General features: G+C 40.8%; 16 protein-coding genes, 2 tRNA genes and 1 pseudogene. 12 read left to right on the forward strand and 7 right to left on the reverse strand.

Annotated features, from left to right (window positions below; all coding sequences use genetic code 11):
• Positions 1–28: 28 nt before the first annotated feature.
• On the forward strand, positions 29–2089 hold the full coding sequence (gene metG / locus U9670_RS01040; RefSeq protein WP_323842566.1) for a methionine--tRNA ligase: 2061 nt from the start codon (positions 29–31) through the stop codon (positions 2087–2089).
• A gap of 216 nt (positions 2090–2305) precedes the next feature.
• Here the strand turns inward: metG and U9670_RS01045 are convergent.
• From U9670_RS01045 to U9670_RS01060, 4 genes are all read right to left on the reverse strand, one after another.
• Positions 2306–2382, reverse strand: a tRNA-Asp gene (locus U9670_RS01045).
• A gap of 5 nt (positions 2383–2387) precedes the next feature.
• Positions 2388–2463, reverse strand: a tRNA-Val gene (locus U9670_RS01050).
• 162 nt (positions 2464–2625) lie between these two features.
• Positions 2626–3327: a nucleotidyltransferase family protein gene (locus U9670_RS01055; protein ID WP_323841857.1), complete on the reverse strand. Its 702-nt coding sequence runs from the start codon at positions 3325–3327 to the stop codon at positions 2626–2628.
• Positions 3328–3427: 100 nt separating this feature from the next.
• Complete coding sequence (locus tag U9670_RS01060; protein WP_323841856.1) at positions 3428–4444, reverse strand: aminoglycoside phosphotransferase family protein; 1017 nt, start codon at positions 4442–4444, stop codon at positions 3428–3430.
• Positions 4445–4856: 412 nt separating this feature from the next.
• Between U9670_RS01060 and U9670_RS01065 the strand changes: the two genes are divergently transcribed.
• From U9670_RS01065 to htpX, 4 genes are all read left to right on the forward strand, one after another.
• Complete coding sequence (locus tag U9670_RS01065; protein ID WP_323841855.1) at positions 4857–7391, forward strand: LPS-assembly protein LptD; 2535 nt, start codon at positions 4857–4859, stop codon at positions 7389–7391.
• Between the two features lie 230 nt (positions 7392–7621).
• On the forward strand, positions 7622–8929 hold the full coding sequence (locus U9670_RS01070) for a peptidylprolyl isomerase (RefSeq protein ID WP_323841854.1): 1308 nt from the start codon (positions 7622–7624) through the stop codon (positions 8927–8929).
• A 435-nt stretch (positions 8930–9364) separates the two neighbouring features.
• Positions 9365–10120, forward strand: a complete 756-nt coding sequence (locus tag U9670_RS01075; protein ID WP_323841853.1) for a lytic transglycosylase domain-containing protein — start codon at positions 9365–9367, stop codon at positions 10118–10120.
• Positions 10121–10417: 297 nt separating this feature from the next.
• Positions 10418–11323, forward strand: coding sequence for a protease HtpX (htpX, locus tag U9670_RS01080; protein WP_323841852.1), 906 nt, complete (start codon positions 10418–10420; stop codon positions 11321–11323).
• Between the two features lie 170 nt (positions 11324–11493).
• On the opposite strand, the gene U9670_RS01085 is transcribed toward htpX, so the two are convergent.
• The 3 genes from U9670_RS01085 to U9670_RS01095 form a co-directional block, all read right to left on the reverse strand.
• Positions 11494–12327, reverse strand: a complete 834-nt coding sequence (locus U9670_RS01085; RefSeq protein ID WP_323841851.1) for an ion transporter — start codon at positions 12325–12327, stop codon at positions 11494–11496.
• Between the two features lie 109 nt (positions 12328–12436).
• A complete protein-coding gene (locus U9670_RS01090; protein ID WP_323841850.1) occupies positions 12437–12982 on the reverse strand; it encodes an NADPH-dependent FMN reductase in 546 nt (181 codons plus the stop codon).
• A gap of 192 nt (positions 12983–13174) precedes the next feature.
• Positions 13175–13864: a pirin family protein gene (locus tag U9670_RS01095; protein ID WP_323841849.1), complete on the reverse strand. Its 690-nt coding sequence runs from the start codon at positions 13862–13864 to the stop codon at positions 13175–13177.
• Positions 13865–14117: 253 nt separating this feature from the next.
• Here U9670_RS01095 and U9670_RS01100 point away from each other — a divergent pair, with 253 nt between their 5' ends.
• The 7 genes and pseudogenes from U9670_RS01100 to U9670_RS01130 all read left to right on the forward strand — a co-directional run.
• Positions 14118–15023, forward strand: a complete 906-nt coding sequence (locus tag U9670_RS01100; protein ID WP_323841848.1) for a LysR family transcriptional regulator — start codon at positions 14118–14120, stop codon at positions 15021–15023.
• 239 nt (positions 15024–15262) lie between these two features.
• Complete coding sequence (locus U9670_RS01105) at positions 15263–16012, forward strand: YebC/PmpR family DNA-binding transcriptional regulator (RefSeq protein ID WP_323841847.1); 750 nt, start codon at positions 15263–15265, stop codon at positions 16010–16012.
• Positions 16013–16306: 294 nt separating this feature from the next.
• Positions 16307–17842, forward strand: coding sequence for a threonine ammonia-lyase, biosynthetic (ilvA, locus tag U9670_RS01110; protein ID WP_323841846.1), 1536 nt, complete (start codon positions 16307–16309; stop codon positions 17840–17842).
• A gap of 4 nt (positions 17843–17846) precedes the next feature.
• Positions 17847–18197, forward strand: coding sequence for a hypothetical protein (locus U9670_RS01115; protein WP_323841845.1), 351 nt, complete (start codon positions 17847–17849; stop codon positions 18195–18197).
• A gap of 11 nt (positions 18198–18208) precedes the next feature.
• Positions 18209–18727: a hypothetical protein gene (locus tag U9670_RS01120; RefSeq protein ID WP_323841844.1), complete on the forward strand. Its 519-nt coding sequence runs from the start codon at positions 18209–18211 to the stop codon at positions 18725–18727.
• 250 nt (positions 18728–18977) lie between these two features.
• Positions 18978–19220 carry a DUF2798 domain-containing protein gene (locus tag U9670_RS01125; protein WP_323841843.1) on the forward strand — a complete coding sequence of 81 codons (243 nt, stop codon included), beginning with the start codon at positions 18978–18980 and terminating at the stop codon, positions 19218–19220.
• A gap of 44 nt (positions 19221–19264) precedes the next feature.
• Positions 19265–19666, forward strand: a pseudogene (locus tag U9670_RS01130) (threonine ammonia-lyase, biosynthetic); the annotation flags it as partial.
• Positions 19667–19688: the final 22 nt, after the last annotated feature.

A 19688-nucleotide genomic window follows, 5' to 3' on the forward strand; every position in this document is an offset into this window, starting at 1 on the left:
TATCTAAAATCCACGAAAAAGGTACACCATGACAGCCAAACGCCAAATTCTCGTAACTAATGCCCTGCCCTATGCCAATGGTTCAATCCACATGGGGCACTTATTAGGCTATATTCAAGCCGACATCTGGGTGCGTGCTATGCGTGCTATGGGTCATGATGTAATTTATGTCTGTGCTGATGATGCACATGGCACCGCCATCATGCTCAAAGCCCAAGATAATGGCGTTGACCCAGAAGAGCAAATAAAGAGCGTGCAAGTGGAACATGAACAGGATTTTTTAGGTTTTAATGTTGCCTTTGATCATTATGACAGCACGCATTCAATAACCAATCGCAAGCGTTCAGAAGAAATTTATCTTGCCAACAAAAAAGCAGGAAATATTTCCATTCGCCCTGTTACTCAACTTTTTGATCCTGAAAAACAGATGTTTTTATCCGACCGCTTCATCAAAGGCACCTGCCCTAAGTGTCAAAAAGACGATCAATATGGAGATTCTTGCGAATCTTGTGGCAGTACCTATAATGCCACCGAACTCATCAATCCACGCTCCACCCTAAGTGGTGCAACGCCCATAGAAAAATCATCTGACCATTACTTTTTCAAGCTACCAAACTTTACTAAATTTTTACAAAAATGGACACGAGATGAAGGTCGTCTGCCCATCTCCATCGCCAATAAATTAGACGAATGGTTTGAAGCAGGGCTTACCGACTGGGACATCAGCCGAGATGCACCATATTTTGGCTTTAAGATTCCAGACACAGATGATAAATATTTTTATGTTTGGGTAGATGCTCCTGTTGGCTATATGGCAAGTTTTGAAAATTACATCAAACAAAATCGTAGCGACATCGCATTTGATGATTACTGGGGTAAAGACAGTACTGCCGAAGTATATCATTTTATCGGCAAAGATATCGTTTATTTCCATGCTCTGTTTTGGCCTGCCATGCTGAGCGGTGCAAACTATCGCACACCAACTCGCTTATTTGTGAATGGCTTTTTGACCGTTAATGGTGAAAAAATGAGCAAATCTCGTGGCACATTCATTAAAGCTGGGACTTACTTAAAGCACCTTAATCCTGAATATCTGCGTTATTATTTTGCCTCAAAATTATCCGATAAAGTAGAAGATTCTGATTTAAATCTTGATGATTTTATCGCCAAAATAAATTCCGATCTTGTTGGTAAAGTTGTGAACATTGCCAGTCGCTGTGCCAAGTTCATCAACACTCAATTTAATAATCAACTGTCTGCTCAATGTAGCGAGCCTCAACTTGTCAATAAATTTATTCAAGCTGGCGACAGCATCATGACCCACTACGAGAATCGTGAATTTAGCACCGCTATTCGTGAAATCATGGCATTGGCAGACATCGCCAACCAGTATATTGACGAACAAAAACCGTGGGCAATCGCTAAAACAAACCCCAATAGCATTGATGTTCAAAATGTCTGTTCGGTAGGGTTGAATCTATTCCACAAAATCATGGTCTACTTATCGCCTGTACTGCCAACTTTAGCAGAACAATCAAAAACATTCTTAAATGTAGCAACTCTTGATTTTAACACCCGCTTTGAGATTCTTACGCATTCTATTAATGAATTTACGCCATTAATGCAGCGCATCGATCCAAAGAAAGTACAAGCGATGATTGATGACTCTAAGGAAAATCTACAAACCAGCAAAACCAACAGCAACCAAAAGGCAAATAATATGCAAGACAAGATTTGTGATGATGAATTCATCAGTATTGATGACTTTGCCAAAGTAAAAATGAGTGTCGCTAAAGTCTTAGAATGCAACAAAGTAGAAGGGGCAGACAAACTTCTTCAGTTCACGCTTGATGTAGGCGATACAGACACAGATGGTAAGTGCAAAACTCGCAATGTGTTTAGCGGCATCGCTAAATTCTATCAACCAGAACAACTGCTTGGTAAAACTGTGATTTGCGTAACCAATCTTGCTCCACGCAAAATGAAATTTGGTGTCAGCGAAGGCATGATCTTATCTGCAGAAAAAGATGGACAGCTTTGTGTTGTACTATTGCCTGACGACATGGTAGCTGGGGCGGTTTTGGCATAACCCAATATATCATAAAAAAAACAGGGTCAGACACCCTGTTTTTTATTAATTTTAGTTGTTTAATATCAGCAGTTTAAAAAAACAATTGTCTTTATTTGAGGTTTAAAAGCCTTTTAAGCATATGGCAATTTTAATGAAAAAATTAAAATAAAAAAAACCCCAAGACAGGGGAGACTTGGGGATAAAAAGTGAAACTACAAGAGCTCACTATAAAAATGGCGCAGCGGACGGGACTCGAACCCGCGACCCCCGGCGTGACAGGCCGGTATTCTAACCAACTGAACTACCGCTGCGAACATGGTGGGCGGTAACGGATTCGAACCGCTGACCCTCTGCTTGTAAGGCAGACGCTCTACCAACTGAGCTAACCGCCCATGTTCTTTTAACTCATCAAATGCAGTAACTTAAATATTTATTTGACTAATATTAATTTTACTGTGTTTGTTAGTTGTGGTGCGTATTATATAGATTTTTAAGATGGTGTCAAATACTTTTTTATCTAACTGTTTAAAATATTTTATAGGTTGTTGATTTTGTTATATATTTTTTGCATATTCATTAATGTATGCCAAGCGTTCAACCGTACCGACATCTATCCATTTTTGAGTCATTAGTTCACCAGTAACCAAATCATCCATCATCGCTGACTTGAGTAAAGGTGCAAGCGGAGCAACCTCACCTACTGTAATATCACAAACAATCTTTGGCGACAATATGCTTAAACCTGCAAATGTGTAGCTTGACCAATCATCATTTTTAAGCCCCACCCTACTACCATCAAACAAAAAATCGCCAGTTGAATGATAATCAGGGTTGTCCACCAGTACCAAATGGGCCAGATTATCTTGCAAATCATGGTTAATCAACTGACCAAAATCATACTCTGTCCATACATCACCATTAACCAAGATGAACGGCTCATCATCAAGCAATCCGTTAGCCAAAGCGTATTTAATCCCACCCGCCGTCTCTAATGGCTCAATAAGCCCGCTTTCATCAGATATGTGCAAATTAACACCAAGTGACATTGCTGTGAGTGCTTGAATGATTTGTTGCCCAAGATAGCCTACATTGATGACAATGTCCGTCACTCCTGCATCACGCAACCGTTGTATGTGCCAAACAATGAGAGGCTTATCTGCCACAAGAACAAGTGGCTTGGGTGTATGCAGTGTCAATGGACGCATGCGAGTTCCTTTGCCAGCCGCCAAAATCATCGCCTGAGTAATTTTTGTCATTTTTTACTGTCCTTTTTTGTATTTTTTGGCAAAAAATTGTTTATAAAAAAGGTGAAAATAATACTTTTGGCCGATACTTTCATCGCCAAGATGACTTCAATCAACCAAATTTGGCATAATAAGATGGTAACACCTTGGTTTTGAGCCAATCATAAAAGGGTTGTACCGCCACTTCGCCGTGTGCAATCAGCCAATCAAGCTCGCTTAATAAATCACGCATGACTTTTGGCACATTGACCAAATAACGATCTTTGCCATCTCTTTGCAATAGACGAATGAATATGCCCAAAACTTTTAAATGACGCTGAACACCCATGATGTTTACCTCTTTGGTAAAGTCATCAAGGCTGATACTCAGCTCTTTTAGTAAATGAAATTCACCGATTTTTGCATCAACCCAATGCTCATCAAAATTGATATAAGCATCTCGCACAAGGCTAACCAAATCATAAGTATAAGCACCAATCAGTGCATCTTGAAAGTCAATCACACCAAGTGCATCACTGCCCTTGTCCGCCATTAAATTGCGACTGTGATAGTCCCGATGCACAACAACTTTTGGTTGAGTGGCAATTTTATCAAGCAGATGGCTTTTAAAATCCTGCCAAATTTGCATTGCCTCATCGGTCATCTTGACACCAACATAAGGCAAGAACCACTCATCAAACAAGTCCATTTCATCGGACAACTTAGCATCATCATAAGCTGGCAAATCAACCTCAATTGGTAGGGTTTGTAGTTCTTTGAGGGTTTGTAGTGCCTGAGTGTAATAAGCATCGATATTGTTTGCGTCATCACCAATCAGATGAGCAAACTCTACCGTACCAAAGTCTTGCAGTAGTAAAAAACCAAGTGCTGTATCTTGTGCAATAATGTCTGGCACATTCACCGCCATCGTCATGATATTAGCCACTTTCACAAACTCTACCACACTTTCTTTGTCGGGCGGTGCGTCCATCAACAGATAAGTAACCAATTCGCCTTTATCATTCATATTAGGCAAATAAATGCGATGATAACGGCGAAAACTGGCGTCTCCTGCCAAGCTTTCAACCCTAAAACCAGTAGCGAGATTGGCATTTAAAAATGCTATCATTTCATCATGTCTAGTCATCATAATAATCCTTAAAACAGCCAATTTGTGATCATTTAGCCCATCATCATTTAACAAACTTCTTGCAACATTATAAAAATCCACAAAACTATTAGCACCAAACCTACCTATGGGTTGGTTTTATTTAGGTCCAATAAGCTTAGGGGTAAAACCGATTTTTACAAGAGGTCTGATCTGATTTAATGGCAGATTAATGCCAATTTTATCATGTTTCTTAACATCAGTGGGTCTAATATCACATAAAATCAAGACAAACCCCAAGCACATGAAAATCTTATAAAATTTTTTTAAAAAAATAGTGTAAAATAACGATCATTATAACAAATCAACAAAGGTCTTGGCTGTGAATGCAAAACCACGCAACCCTATTTACACAATACAACACAAAAAACCATGCCTGACCATGAGCATTTGCATGGTGTTATTTGGTGCCAGTTTGCCATCAAACAGTGTCTTAGCACAAACCATCAAAACCACGACTAACCACGACCAAAAAAGCACCAGCCTTGCAAAATTAGCAAGTTATTACCACCCCAAACCAAGCACAGATGCACGCTGTCAAGGCGTATGGATACACCCAAACCAAAGTCAAATCAAATCAAATCTCACCAAAGAATTGGGGGCAAGTGGCATAGCCAATCAAGACAGTCAAGCAAAAAATACCTATTATGCCCAATCCGACTATGGCTATTATGATAATGATGAATATGCCGAGCTGTCTGGCAATGTCATCTTAGAACAAAATGGCCAACAAATATCTGCAGACAAGATTACTTTTAACCCAAAAACAGGTGAATCAAGTGCCAAGGGTCAGGTGATTTTTGGTAATGACCTTGCCAATTCCATACACAACAATCAAAACCCAAATCAAAATGACATGACAGGCAATAAGATAAATGCCGATATGGGCATCATCGGCGTGGCAAACGAGCTTAACTACAATGCCAAGACCCAAACCGCCAATGCTCAAGATGTTGCTTTTGCCAGCACAACCATCGGTGCACATGGTTATGCCAAGCAAATGCAAAAAGTGAACGATCATCAATACAAAATGAATGAGGTCATGTTTACTACCTGCCCACCAACTGAACACAAATGGCATCTAGATGCCAAGAGCATTGAGTTTGACACTCAAACAGGGCGTGGTATTGCTAAAAATAGCACTCTAAAAATTAAAGATGTACCAGTTTTTTATTTGCCCTATTTTAATTTTCCTATTGATGACCGCCGTGTTAGTGGATTTTTACTGCCAAATATTGGACTGAATTTATCAGACGGTCTGCAAATGACCACGCCTTATTATCTAAACCCTGCACCAAATTTTGATGCAACACTAAGTCCTACAATATTTAGTAACCGTAATCCAATGTTGGGTGTAAAATTTCGTTATTTGACCAAACAATACGGTTCTGGCGTTTTAGATGCCGTCTATTTACCCAACGATCGCAAGCAAAACAACAAAAACCGCCACCATCTATTTTTTAATCATGAGTGGCACGCCAAAGACATCAAGAACCTTACCGCTTATGCCACCTATCGCCATGTTTCAGACAGCAACTATCTGACTGATTTTGACAAATTGGGACTTGAAAATAATCCGCTGAATCTGCCACGCCGTCTTGGGGTTGATTACTATAACGAGTATTTATCAGCAGATTTACGCATAGAGACCTTTCAAACACTACAAGGCAGACACAATGACGGCACACCCATTCAGGACAAAGACAAACCGTACTCTCGCCTGCCACAACTTGCGGTGAATTTCACTTTGCCAAAATCAGACACCCAAACAGGTAAACGCTGGAAAATCCCAAGTGCGCTTGATCGCTTTGACATCACAGCGTTACACAATCTGGGTTATTTTAAAAAATCCATTCGTGATGAATCTCAAGCCGAAAAAAGTGGCATACGAATGTATAATAAGATTGTTGCCAGCTATCCCATGCTAAAAGATTGGGGCTATTTTACACCAAAGCTTAGCCTACACCATCTGTACGCATCATATGACCAAGACAGTCTGACCATGCAAAATATTAACAAGGCAAATGGTAGATATTCGGTATTTGCACCACAAATCAGTCTAGACATGGCGACATTTTTTGAAAAATCAGGGTCGCCTTTTGGTTGGTTTGATGATACATGGGGTGGTCATCAGGTATTATCCCCACGCCTAAAATACAATCATACGCCCTATAAAGACCAAAGCAATATTCCAAACTTTGAAACCTCATTTGCTGCCATCAGCTACGATCAGCTTTTATCAGATTCTTGGTTTTTAGGTTATGATCGCATTCAAGATTTGCACGCCATTACACCCGCCATCAGTTATCGTTATATGGATAAAAATGGTGTGGTGCGTTTTGATGGTGGGATAGCACAACAATTTTATCTTAGCAAATTTAAAGTTCGCATTGATGACGATCAACAACACAACAAAGACAGCTCTGGCATGGCATGGAAAATCAGTGCCCAACCCACGAGTAGCTTATGGATAGATGCGAGCGGTTCACTCACACACCATCATCAACCAAATCATTTTATCACCCAATTGCGTTACCAACCAAATAAGCAAAGCTTGTACAGCATTGGCATGATTGATCGCAAACAAAACCGTGCACTCGGACAATTACCCTTACAAGCCTACACCGCATCAGCAATTTTTCCAGTTAATCATCACTGGCGTATCGTCAGTCAAGCCCAATACGACCAACGCAACAACCGTTTGCTTGATGCACTGATTGGGATTAATTATGAAGATTGTTGTTATGGTTTTTCTATTTATGCACGCCGTCATCGCAACAGTCTAAATCCAAATATCAAGGCCAACAACACCATCATGGCAGAGATTCGTCTTAATGGTATCACTAATGGCGGTCGTTTAAACCGCTTGATGAGCGACAAGGTGGTTGGATATGACACCACACAAGATGCGTGGCAACAAGCATATTGAATGTTTTTATTCATACTGATTAATGGTTACTTAAATACCAACTTAATTCAGCCATGACCAAACAGCCAAACCTCATCAATCAAACGATGAGACAAAAAAGATTGTGATGGTTTTGTGATGAGTATTTGACGACTTAGATGGCAAATGCTACACTTAGCCTCATGGATTAATACGATTTTTTAATAACAACTCATCAGTGATAAATTCATTGATTTTTTTAAGGAACTTTCATGCAAAGTAAATTTTTGATTCATCCTTTATTGGTAGCTCTGCTGACCATTGGTACACTTGGTACGATGAATGTTGCCACTGCCAGTATTAATACCACCCAAAGCACCGATGGTATTGTTGCTACGGTCAATGACGACATCATCTTAAAAAGTGAATTAACCGCTGCAACCACGAGGCTTGCCGCTGAATACCAAGCCAACAATATTAATGCCACGCCAGCACAGATTCAGCGTGCCGCTTTAGACAATTTGATCACACGCAAATTACAACTTGGTATCATCAATCGAATGGGTGTAACGCCCAACGAAGCGGTGATTGACCAACAAATGCTACAAATTGCTCAATCACAAGGCTTTAACTCACTGGCAGAATTACAAACAGTTTTAGATAATAGCCAAAAGGGTAGTTATACCGCTTTGCGTAATCAGCTCATCGAAGATGCCGCTATTGGTGCTCTTTGGCAACATCAGTTGTCTGGTCGAGTGCATATCAGCGACCAAGAAGTTGCAGCCTTCTTAAATTCACCAGAGGCCGCCAACATCACACAACCTCAATATCATCTCATTCATATTCGCATACCCTACCAAGCCAATACCAATGGCAAAGATGACAACAAAGCACAAAAAATGGTCGAGCAAGTTGTTGTTGCCTTGCAAAATAATGAATCACTAGATGATATACTTAATAATACCAAAGATTATGAACCAAAATTACAAGGTGCCGAGACAGGTCTTGTGAATCAAGAGGCTTTGCCAGAATATATCAAAGAGCAAGTCAGTACACTGCCAGTAGGTGGCATAACTGGCATCAATACCGCAACAGGCATTGATATATTAAAGCTGGTTGAAAAAAATGAAGGTCGTATGCTCATTTCAGAATGGCAAACCAGCCATATCTTAGCTGGTGTTAATGAAACACAAAATAACGCCGTGGCAGAACAAAAAATCAATGCTCTGTATGCTGAACTTCAAAGAGGCGTGAACTTTGCCGAGCTTGCTGCCAATTATTCAGATGATACAGGTTCAGCACAACAGTATGGTAGCCTAGGCTGGGTGGGTACAGGTCAGATGGTTCCTGAATTTGAAGCGGTCATGAAAAACACCAAAGCAGGCAACTACTCACTACCATTTCGCTCACAGTTTGGTTGGCATATTCTAAAAGTAGATAATGTTCGTCAGCGAGATATCACCAAAGAATATCGCAAAAATGTCGCTCGTGAGATGATTTTTAATCGCATTGCGCCACAAGCTCAAGAGGACTGGATTCAAGAGATGCGTGCAGCAGCACACATTGAGATTTTTGAATAATCTTATCCTTAGTAGCTAATCCTTAAAAAAATAATAAAAGACGCTCCATAAGCGTCTTTTATTATTCCAATCCATTGTTTCTAAAAAGTAAAAATAGCCAATTGACAGTTTATTTTGGTAAATATTTTATCAATCATACATCAAAAAATTCATCACAAAAAAAACTCACCTGCCTTGTTTTTAGTTAAATCATACCCATATTCATCACCAAAGCTTATCAATCATTCACCAGCCCAATTCTTACTAAACACTTAACACCGCTGCCAAACTACTGATAAGTTTTGCCCAAATGGTTACCAATAATCAACAAATTAAGCAGAATTGTCTACATTAAGTCTGTGCTATAATACAAAAAAATTGAATACACATGACTTACAAAAAAATTTCTTCTGCATTCTTTATATTGATGACACAACATTACAACAAAACATAATTATGAAAAAAGTTACTGCATTACCACTAGTTCTTCTGACTGTACTTACTTCATCGATGGCCGCCCAAATCATTGATAACAGACTATTAACGACAATAACAACAATGAATCAAGGCAGTGGCAACAACCATCATGATACCGACATTTATTTTGACATCAAAGTCAGCACACCACCAACGCCCATCATTTATAGCCAAAATATTGATGACACGAACAACCACTATGACGCGCTTATTGTGCAGTCAGCAACTCGTCATGGTGTAGATCCTGCACTTGTTAAAGCAATCATTCATACCGAATCATCATTTAATCCTCGTGCCGTCTCGCCTGCTGGTGCACAAGGTTTAATGCAACTCATGCCCAGCACAGCACAGACCATGGGTGTGAATGACACCTTTGACCCAGCACAAAATATTGAAGGCGGTGTGAAATATTTAGCATGGCTTGGTCAAAGGTTTTCCAACCAAGACCATGTTATTGCCGCCTACAATGCAGGTCATGTCCATGTGCGTCGCCATGATGGCATTCCACCATTTGCTGAGACACGCAATTATGTACGCAAGGTCAATAGTCGCTATCAGACGCTGTATGTTAATGATAATAACCTAAAACGCTCAAATCATCAGTTGGCAATGAATGCAGATACGCAGATTAAAGCTCTGTCAAGACAAATCATTACCAACACTCCGCCAAAAACTCCGATACTCTCAAAAATGACTGATAAAATTGACATCAGCTCAAGCTACCTATTCAATTAAGATACATCAAGACAAACATATCAACAAATCACCATATATTGCGTTGGTTTTTATCTATATCCACCAATTGATGATGCAATAAGGACATTTGGCAGATGTCAAGATTGATACAGGATTTTGTTATTTTTTTTGTGCAGATGATTGACCAAGGTCTTTTATTTTTTAGATTTATCTTTATAATATCAATCATAATGACATTAATCAGATTTTTTTATGAAAACCTGACTTTTGATTCATTCACATATTCAACCACACAACTTGTTCATCTGAACGAATTTTTAAAAGGAAAATCAGCCCATGATGCGAATTGGTTTGTTCTTATTAACCAACATAGCGGTTTTGGTCGTATTTAGTATTGTATTTGGCGTTTTGTCAAGCGTGTTTGGCTTAGGTGGCGTACATGGTGCCAATGGCTTAAATTATACCAGCCTTGCCGTCATGTGCCTACTATACGGCATGATTGGCTCTATCATCTCACTATTTTTATCAAAGTGGATGGCAAAAAAATCCACAGGCACCGTCATCATTAAAACCCCACATAATGGCACAGAGCAATGGTTGGTTGATACTGTCGCCAAACAAGCCTCGCTAGCTGGTATCGGTATGCCAGAAGTGGGTATTTTTGACAATCCACAACCAAATGCCTTTGCAACTGGCTGGAATAAAAACAACGCCTTAGTCGCTGTATCCACAGGACTGCTACACACCATGACTGCCGAAGAAGTTGAGGCGGTACTGGCACACGAAATCGGTCATGTAGCAAATGGCGATATGGTAACGCTTGCACTCATTCAAGGCGTGGTCAATGCCTTTGTGATGTTTTTTGCACGCATTATTGGCAACTTTGTGGATAGAGCCATCTTTCGCAATGAAAGCGACAGCCCTGGCATTGGCTATTTTGTTACAAGCATCGTGATGGATATTTTACTTGGCATCTTAGCAAGTGCCATTGTCATGTGGTTTTCTCGCCTGCGTGAATATCGTGCCGATGAAATGGGTGCACGCCTTGCAGGTCGTGATAATATGATTGCTGCATTAAATGCCCTACGCTCTGCTGAGGCTCGCCCAGATCAAATGCCAGAAAGCATGAAAGCTTTTGCAATTTCAAGCGGTCAATCGCAAAGTTTTAGCATTGCCAGTCTTTTTCGTAGCCACCCCACACTTGATGATCGCATCGCATCATTACAAAAATTGCCAAGCTGACTAAGTCACTCATCAAAATCAGCTTTTTAATTAGCATCATAAAAACCTTGCTCTCGTACAAGAGCAAGGTTTTTTAATCAACATCTGGTTAGCAAGTTTTAATCAATTCAAGGTTGCTTTCATAACGCTCAACCTTTTTGATTTTTTGTCATTATCATCAATTCATACCATCAGACATGCAAATCATGTCCACAGCGGTCGCAAAACTTTGCTCCTGTGGCGTGTCCAAATTTACCACAATTAGGACAACTAATCGGTTGTAATTGCGGTCGCATGGTACGAGTTAATTCTGCCGTAAACACCCCTGTTGGTACAGCAATAATCGCATAACCTGCTATCATCACCATACTAGCAATCGCTTGCCCCATGGGTGTTTTTGGCGATATGTCCCCATAGCCAACGGTCGTCATCGTAACAATCGCCCAGTAGATAGACAACGGAATGCTGGTAAAGCCATTTTCAGGCCCCTCAACAATGTACAGCACCGAACCAAAAATAGTTACCAACAGCAAAAGCGATAGGAAAAAGACAATAATCTTATGCTGAGAGGTCTTAAAAGCAGCTGCCAAAAAACCCGCTTGGTGCATGTACGACTTTAATTTAAAAACCCTAAAAATTCGTAAAATTCGTAAAATCCGCACCACCAAAAGATACTGCGTACCCACAAAAAACAAACTCAAATAAGTTGGCAATAAAGCAAGCAAATCCACAACCCCAAAAAACGATAAAACATATCGCTTGCGATTGGGCGATGAATACACCCTTAATAAGTATTCAATGGTAAATAAAACTGTAAAAAACCATTCTGCATATAAAAATAACTTTCCGTATTGCAATCTTAAATAAAGCACGCTGTCAAGCATGACTATAAGCACACTCGCCACAATACCAACAAGCAATGCAATATCAAAGAGTTTGCCACCTTTGGTATCCGTACCTTCGATGATGACATGAATACGCTCTTTTAGGAGATGGGTTTTATGATAAGGGCGGATTAAACGCATTGATTTTCTTGTTTTTTAAGGTTGGCATATTTTAGCCCAAAACCACAAAAAAAACCACCAGCCAATGAATTTGGCAGGTGGTTTTTAGGTAGACTTAGTACTTTATCGCTTAAAATTTTGCCATAAACTCATCAAAGGCATTCATAAAGCCTTGTAAAGTATTTTTGGCTGGTTCGCTGACAAGCTCGCCATTGTCATCAAACGCCCCTGCAAAAATACCGCCAATCACCCCTGCAAATGGGCAAACAGGCATATTGACATAAGCACCACAGGCAATAACACGCAAGGCGTCCACCGCACGGTTGCTACCGCTGGCGTTGGCACTGGCAAGCCCCAAAGGTTTGCCGACCCACAGGCTTTGACCTACTGGACGAGAGACAACATCAATGGCGTTTTTTATCATCGCTGAATAACTGCCATTGTGTTCTGGCGTTACCCAAATCACACCGTCCGCTTGTTTGATAGCATCTCTGACACGGGTATAAGCAGGCACATCTTGGGTGTCCAAATCACGGTCATACAAAGGCAAATCGCCAATATCCACCAAGGTTAATTGCAAAGACGGTGGGGCAATTTTTTGTAAATGCTTGGCAAGCTGTTGATTGGCAGAAGTTTGGCTTTTTGAACCAACCAAAACGGCAATATGTTTTGTCATCACTTTTCTCTCTTTAAAAAATAGTCTTTCAAATAATCTTAAAAAAATTAACTTTAAAATCGGTTAAAGTTTGGTTTTTGGGTATTGTGTGATTGATTTTAACAAATAAACGGTTATTTACAAAAACCTAATTTTTATTAAAACCAATCACATTTGACTTTAAATCGCTTAATTGACTTTAAACTGCCTAATTTAGCGTAAATCAAACAATAAAAACTCACAGTCGCTGTCTGCCACCACATCAAGCGTGGATATTTGTGCCATTGCCACGCCATCGCCTTGACAAACAGCATTGCCGTTTATGGTCAAATCGCCTTTGACCATTTGTAGCCAGTAGTGGCGGTTTTGATTGAGTAAAATATTGTCTTTGTCGTCTTTGGCGTATTGATACCGCCACAGTTTGGCATCTTGATACACTTTAAATGAGCCGTCATCGCCATTGGGCGACAAAATCAGCGTACCGCCTTGTTTGTCATCAAAGCGTTTTTGGTCATATCTGGGGGCAATGCCAAATTGATTGGGCTGTATCCAAATTTGCAATAGGTGCAAAGTGGTGCTATCGCTTGGGTTAAACTCTGAATGCGTAACGCCTGTGCCTGCCGACATTATCTGAAATTCACCTGCCACAAAGTCTTTGACATTGCCCATACTGTCTTTGTGAGCAATCGCTCCTGCCAACACATAGGTCAAAATCTCCATATCCTTATGTGGGTGCGTGCCAAAGCCCATTGTCGGTGCGACACGGTCTTCGTTGATGACTTTTAGGTCAGAAAAACCCATAAAGGCAGGGTCATAATACTGCCCAAAACAAAAACTGTGGTGAGCGTCTAGCCAGCCGTGATTGGCACGCCCACGCTCACAAGACTTTCTGATATAAAGCATCTTAACTTCTCGCATTCATTGTAGATTGTGTGAATTATAAAGTTTTTTTATTAATCATTAAATAGTCATTATAGATAAAACTTATCCATATATGGCACAATGAATAGGCATAAATCAAAATACAGCCGTATTTTAAGATTTGAACTATTTTTTTGCAAAAATTTTATCATTGAATAGGCATGGTATGAAGCTTTTTTATTATTCAATAAATGGCTATAATAAAGAATATTTATCTGTATGCAGAATAATCATTATGCAATATTTGGAACAAATGGCATTATTTGTAGCAGTCATTAAAAACAAAAGTTTTAGCAAAACTGCTCAAAATCTAAATATCCCACAATCTACTTTATCTCGCAAAATCAATGAATTAGAAAATCATCTTGGCTTAAAACTCATTCACCGCACCACACGAAAATTGGAACTCACCGAAGCAGGGCAGTTTTATTTTGAACGAGCGGTGGCGATTGTGGAGGAAACCGAACGCACCCATCAAGCGATGAACGGCCTGAAAATAGAACCAAAGGGTGTGTTAAAACTGTCAGTCAATAATGAAATTGCTGATTGGCTGATGACGATTTTACCCAAATTTCATCAAAAATACCCCATGATTCAGCTACATATTGATGTATCTGCTCACAAAACTGACCTTTTGACAGGGGGTGTGGATATGGTGATACGGGCTGGCACACCCAAAGAAGGTCATTACATCGTCCACCCATTGACCCACACCGCCTTAAATTTATTTGCTGCCCAAAGTTATCTAGACACATTTGGCATACCCAAAACGCCTGATGAGCTGACCGAGCACTATGGATTGGCATTTATGGGTGTGTCGTCTTGGACATTGTCCTGCGGTACCAAAACACTAAACACCCACCCCAAAATGCTCTATCACTCCAATAGTTTTCGTTTGCTTGGTGGGCTTGCTAGGCAAGGGCTTGGACTGGCATTATTACCAAACATCACTAATAATACAGACCTTGTGCAGGTACTGCCTGACTGGCAAGGTGAGTCTGTGCCGATTGTGATTTTGACCGCCACACGACTTTTGCCAATTAAAGTGCGTTATATGATTGATTTTTTGAAGGAAAATATTGAACAACTAAAAATATTTGGTCAAAATATTGATAGAAAAAATTTTACAACTGTTGCGTAACACACCAATTTCGTTTCAATTTTTATTTTTAAGGAAACATTATAGCAGGTCATAGCAAATGGGCGAACATCAAACACAAAAAAAGCCAAACAAGCCTTGGACAGCAAAACCGCCAAATTACGAAGAAATAGACTACAAAAACACAGCGTGCCTTAGATACAGCGTGCCTTAGATATTGGCAAATTCATTGAAAACTTGTATAATAAACCATTTTATTTTAACAAAATCATAGGTGCATTATGGCAGGTCATAGCAAATGGGCGAACATCAAACACAGAAAAGCCAAACAAGACGCCGCAAAGGGCAAAATTTTTACCAAAATCATTCGTGAGATTGTCTCGGCAAGTAAAGCAGGCGACCCAGACCCCAACGCCAACCCCCGCCTGCGTGCCGTGCTAGAAAAAGCCAATGCCGCCAATATGACCAAAGATGTCATTAAGCGTGCCATTGAGCGTGGGCAAGGCGGCGGCGAGGGCGACAATGTCCAAGAAATCACCTACGAAGGCTATGGCGTGGGCGGTGTGGCGGTGATTGTAGAGACGATGACCGACAATGTCAATCGCACGGTGGGCGAGGTTCGCCACGCATTTTCTAAGCACGGTGGCAATCTTGGCACAAGTGGTTCAGTGGCGTATTTGTTTAGTAAGCGTGGCGAGATTGTCTTTAATGACACAAGCCTTGAAGACAAAGTGATGGAGATTGCCTTAGAAGCTGGGGCAAGCGATATTGAAAATGATGGGATAAGCCTACTTGTGATTACCGAACCCAACGATTTTGGGGCGGTGGTGGACGCCTTGGCGAACGCAGGACTCAAAGCCGACAGTATGGAGGTTACAATGTCGCCTTCTACGACCGCCGATATTGATAACCTTGACGATGCCCAGCGTGTGCTAAAAATGATTGATATGCTTGAAGATTTGGACGATGTGCAAGAAGTCTATACCAATGTCAATTTTAGCGATGATGTGATGCAAGCACTGGATGCGTGATTTGTTGCGGTGATGATTGATTGGCTGTGATAAACACAAATTGTCATAGCCAATTTTTGTTTGTAAAAATTCACAAAAATACACCAAGCCATTATTTAAGCCCAATATGGGTCTATCAAATACCAATTCTAGACCCACCAAAAAGCCATTTACATCATTGTTGCTCAAAAAAGTACAACATTCAACACTGTTTTGGCTTGGCAGATTTATCACAACCAAACACCATCAAAAACCAAATACACTGTTAGCCATTCCAATCAAGCCAAGCCTTGATGATTGATATTTAGGAAAATTATGCTCACCCCTACCCTACACGCCATATTGCAAGCCACTGTTTATGAAGTGGCACACACCACACCGCTAGACAAAGCCCACAAATTAAGCAAGCGACTGGGCTGTGATATTCGTCTCAAACGAGAGGATTTACAACCTGTGTTTAGCTTTAAGTTGCGTGGGGCGTACAACAAAATCAGCCAACTTAGCGATGACGAAAAGTCAAAAGGCGTCATTTGTGCGTCTGCAGGCAATCACGCCCAAGGCGTGGCATTTTCGGCACACAAACTGGGGCTTAAAAATTTGATTGTGATGCCCAAAACCACCCCAGACATCAAGGTGCAAGCGGTCAAGGCATTGGGCGGACAGGTGCTTTTGCACGGCGATAGCTTTGATGATGCCAACCGTTTTGCCCAAACGCTGGCACAACAAGACGGTATGACCTACATCGCCCCCTATGACGACCCCCTTGTGATTGCAGGGCAAGGCACGGTGGGGCTAGAATTGGTTCAGCAGTGGCGTGCGGTGGAATATGTGTTTGTGGCGACAGGCGGTGGCGGACTTTTGGCAGGGGTGGCAGCGTATTTGGGTGCGGTCGCCCCCCACATCAAAGTCGTGGCGGTAGAGCCTGATGGTGCAAGCTGTCTTAAAGTCGCCCTTGACAATGGCAAACCTGTCAAATTGCCCCAAGTGTCCTTGTTTGCCGATGGCGTGGCGGTGGCACAAATTGGCACAAAACCTTTTGAAATCATCAATTTAACCAAATCAAACGGCTTGGGCAAATTGATAGAAAACGAGGTGGTAACCTGCACCAATGACGAGATTTGTGCTGCCATCAAGGACATTTTTGAGGAAAACCGTGCCATTGTGGAAACCGCAGGGGCATTGGCGGTGGCAGGCATGAAAAAATTCATCAAAAGCCACAAGTTACAGGGCAAAAACTGCATTGCCATCATTTCAGGGGCGAACATCAACTTTGACCGCTTGCGTTATGTGGCCGAACGCACCGAGATTGGTGAGAACAAGGAGGCGATTTTTGCGGTCAAATTGCCTGAACAAACAGGGGCATTTTTGGATTTTTGTCGTGTGTTACAAGGGCGTAACATCACCGAGTTCAATTACCGTTTGGACGCCACCAACCCAAGCACCGCCCAAGTGTTTGTCGGTGTTGCCCTAAAAGAGGGGCAAAACGAGCGTGCCACGATTGCCAAGCGACTGGGCGATGGCGGTTATGAGGCTTATGATTTGACGGACGATGAAACCGCCAAAACCCACATTCGCTATTTGATTGGCGGACACGGTAGGCTGGCTGATGAAAAGCTATTCCGTGTCATGTTTCCAGAACGCCCCAACGCCCTGCTTGATTTTTTGGAAAAATTGGGACAAGATTTTAACATCAGCTTGTTTCATTATCGCAATCACGGTGCTGCCGAGGGGCGTGTGTTGGTGGGCCTGCAAGCAAATTCATCACAGCAGATTGTGGACGCACTCACCCACATTGGCTATGAATGCGAGGATTTGAGCGATAATTTGGGTTATCAGGTGTTTTTAAGATAACAAAATGAATGACACAAACGAAACAAAAGCAATCGCCAAACTTGTCATTAAGCTCTTTGTCGTTGGCATAATGATAGTGCTAATGGATAATTATATCCCTAAGCGTGATTATCATACGATAGACCGTATGATTTTGGTTGCATTGATGGTAATTGGCATATTTTTGTCTTTTTTAAATGGTAAAATCAATCAGATTGCCTACTTTTTATTGGTTTATATTTTATATCCGTTTTTGTTTTCTTTTATGTTGTTTCAAACTTGGCATTTTTTTATCATAATGAGTGCCACATTGACTATTATGAATATTGAACAAATCATTGGTTTTTTAAAACTGGTAAAAAATAAAAGGGAGTGATAAGGATAACAATGCAATTATCACAGACCGCCAAAGTCGCCACCAAAACCACTGTGATACCAAAACACATCGCCAGCGACTGTGTCAAATTTTATAAAATCGCCTATCGCTTGCGTTATTTTGTATGGGTAGCATTGCCTATTATTTTTTATACCCTATGGCAAATAGATGGGCAATTTTTAAGAATGTGGGGCTTATGGATTTTTATCACGCTGATAATCCAAAAAGGCTTACCCATCAACCAAACCATTTTAAAATTTTGCGAAACCGTCAGCGATACACCCACCCATCTTGTGGTTACCCAAAATAGCACAAAAATTTGCGTGGATTATGGCAATATTCAACGCGTTGATTATCTGTTTGGGTGGGGGTGGCTTAATTGTTATTATGTCAAAATTACCCTAAACACGCCTTGCCCAATTGGCAATCATATTTATTTTGTCGCTTGGCAGGACATTAACAACCGACAAAAAAGCAGTGAAACTTTGGCGTGGATTGACAGGCTACAAAACATCATCAATAAAAATTGACAATGCACTGCTTATTTTGGTACAAAGTAGCACTTTTTATCACAAATCAATTATTTATTTTTTATGCAAACACCACCAAACCCACCAAAAAAGCACGCCGTGATTTACAAAAATTCAAAGACAGTTTTTAGTATATTTAGTAATGCTTGTCTATTTGGTAAAATGTGATAAAATAACTGGCTTTTTTGATAAAAACCAAACTTTTATTTATCAAAATTATCATTAAATAAAAATAATTTTAGGTTGTACAATGAAAAAATTACCCGCCAAAGCCCTAAAATTTGCTTTTCCTTTTGTTTTGTCGCTTATGATGAGCGGGGTCATTTCGCTTGTCAATGTTGTACGCATTGTTGGTTTTCACGATGGGTTACTTTCTCGCTGGCTTTTGGCGTGGGCGATTTCTTGGGCGATTGCCTTTCCGACCGTGTTTGTTGTGATGCCCATTGCTCGCAAAGTGGTGGGGCTTTTTGTTGAGATGCCCCCTACCGCATAGGATTTTTTTGTTTTATTTTAAAGAGTAAAAAAATACTACCAAATTCTATTTTGGATTTTTGTCGCAAATTAGAAGGGCGAAACATTACCGAGTTTAATTACAGACTGGACAAAAGCCGTCCTGATGTCGCCCAAGTGTTTGTGGGCGTGGCACTAAAAGACGCCTGTGAGCGGACGCACATTGTCAATCACTTAAACGACACAGGCTATCCTTCGTTTGATTTGACCGACGATGAAATTGCCAAAACGCACATTCGCTATTTGATTGGCGGACACGCACGCTTGGCGGACGAAAAGCTGTTTCGGGTGGTGTTTCCTGAACGCCCCAACGCTCTTTTGCATTTTTTGGAGAAATTGGGGCAAGATATTGTGGACGCACTGACCGATATTGGCTATGATTGCGAAGAGCTGACCGACAATTTGGGGTATCAGGTGTTTTTAAAGTAACATTCAAGCAAGCTAAAAAAAA

The sequence above is a fragment of the Moraxella tarda genome, from assembly GCF_035181405.1.
In the GTDB taxonomy this organism is placed as follows: Bacteria; Pseudomonadota; Gammaproteobacteria; order Pseudomonadales; family Moraxellaceae; genus Moraxella.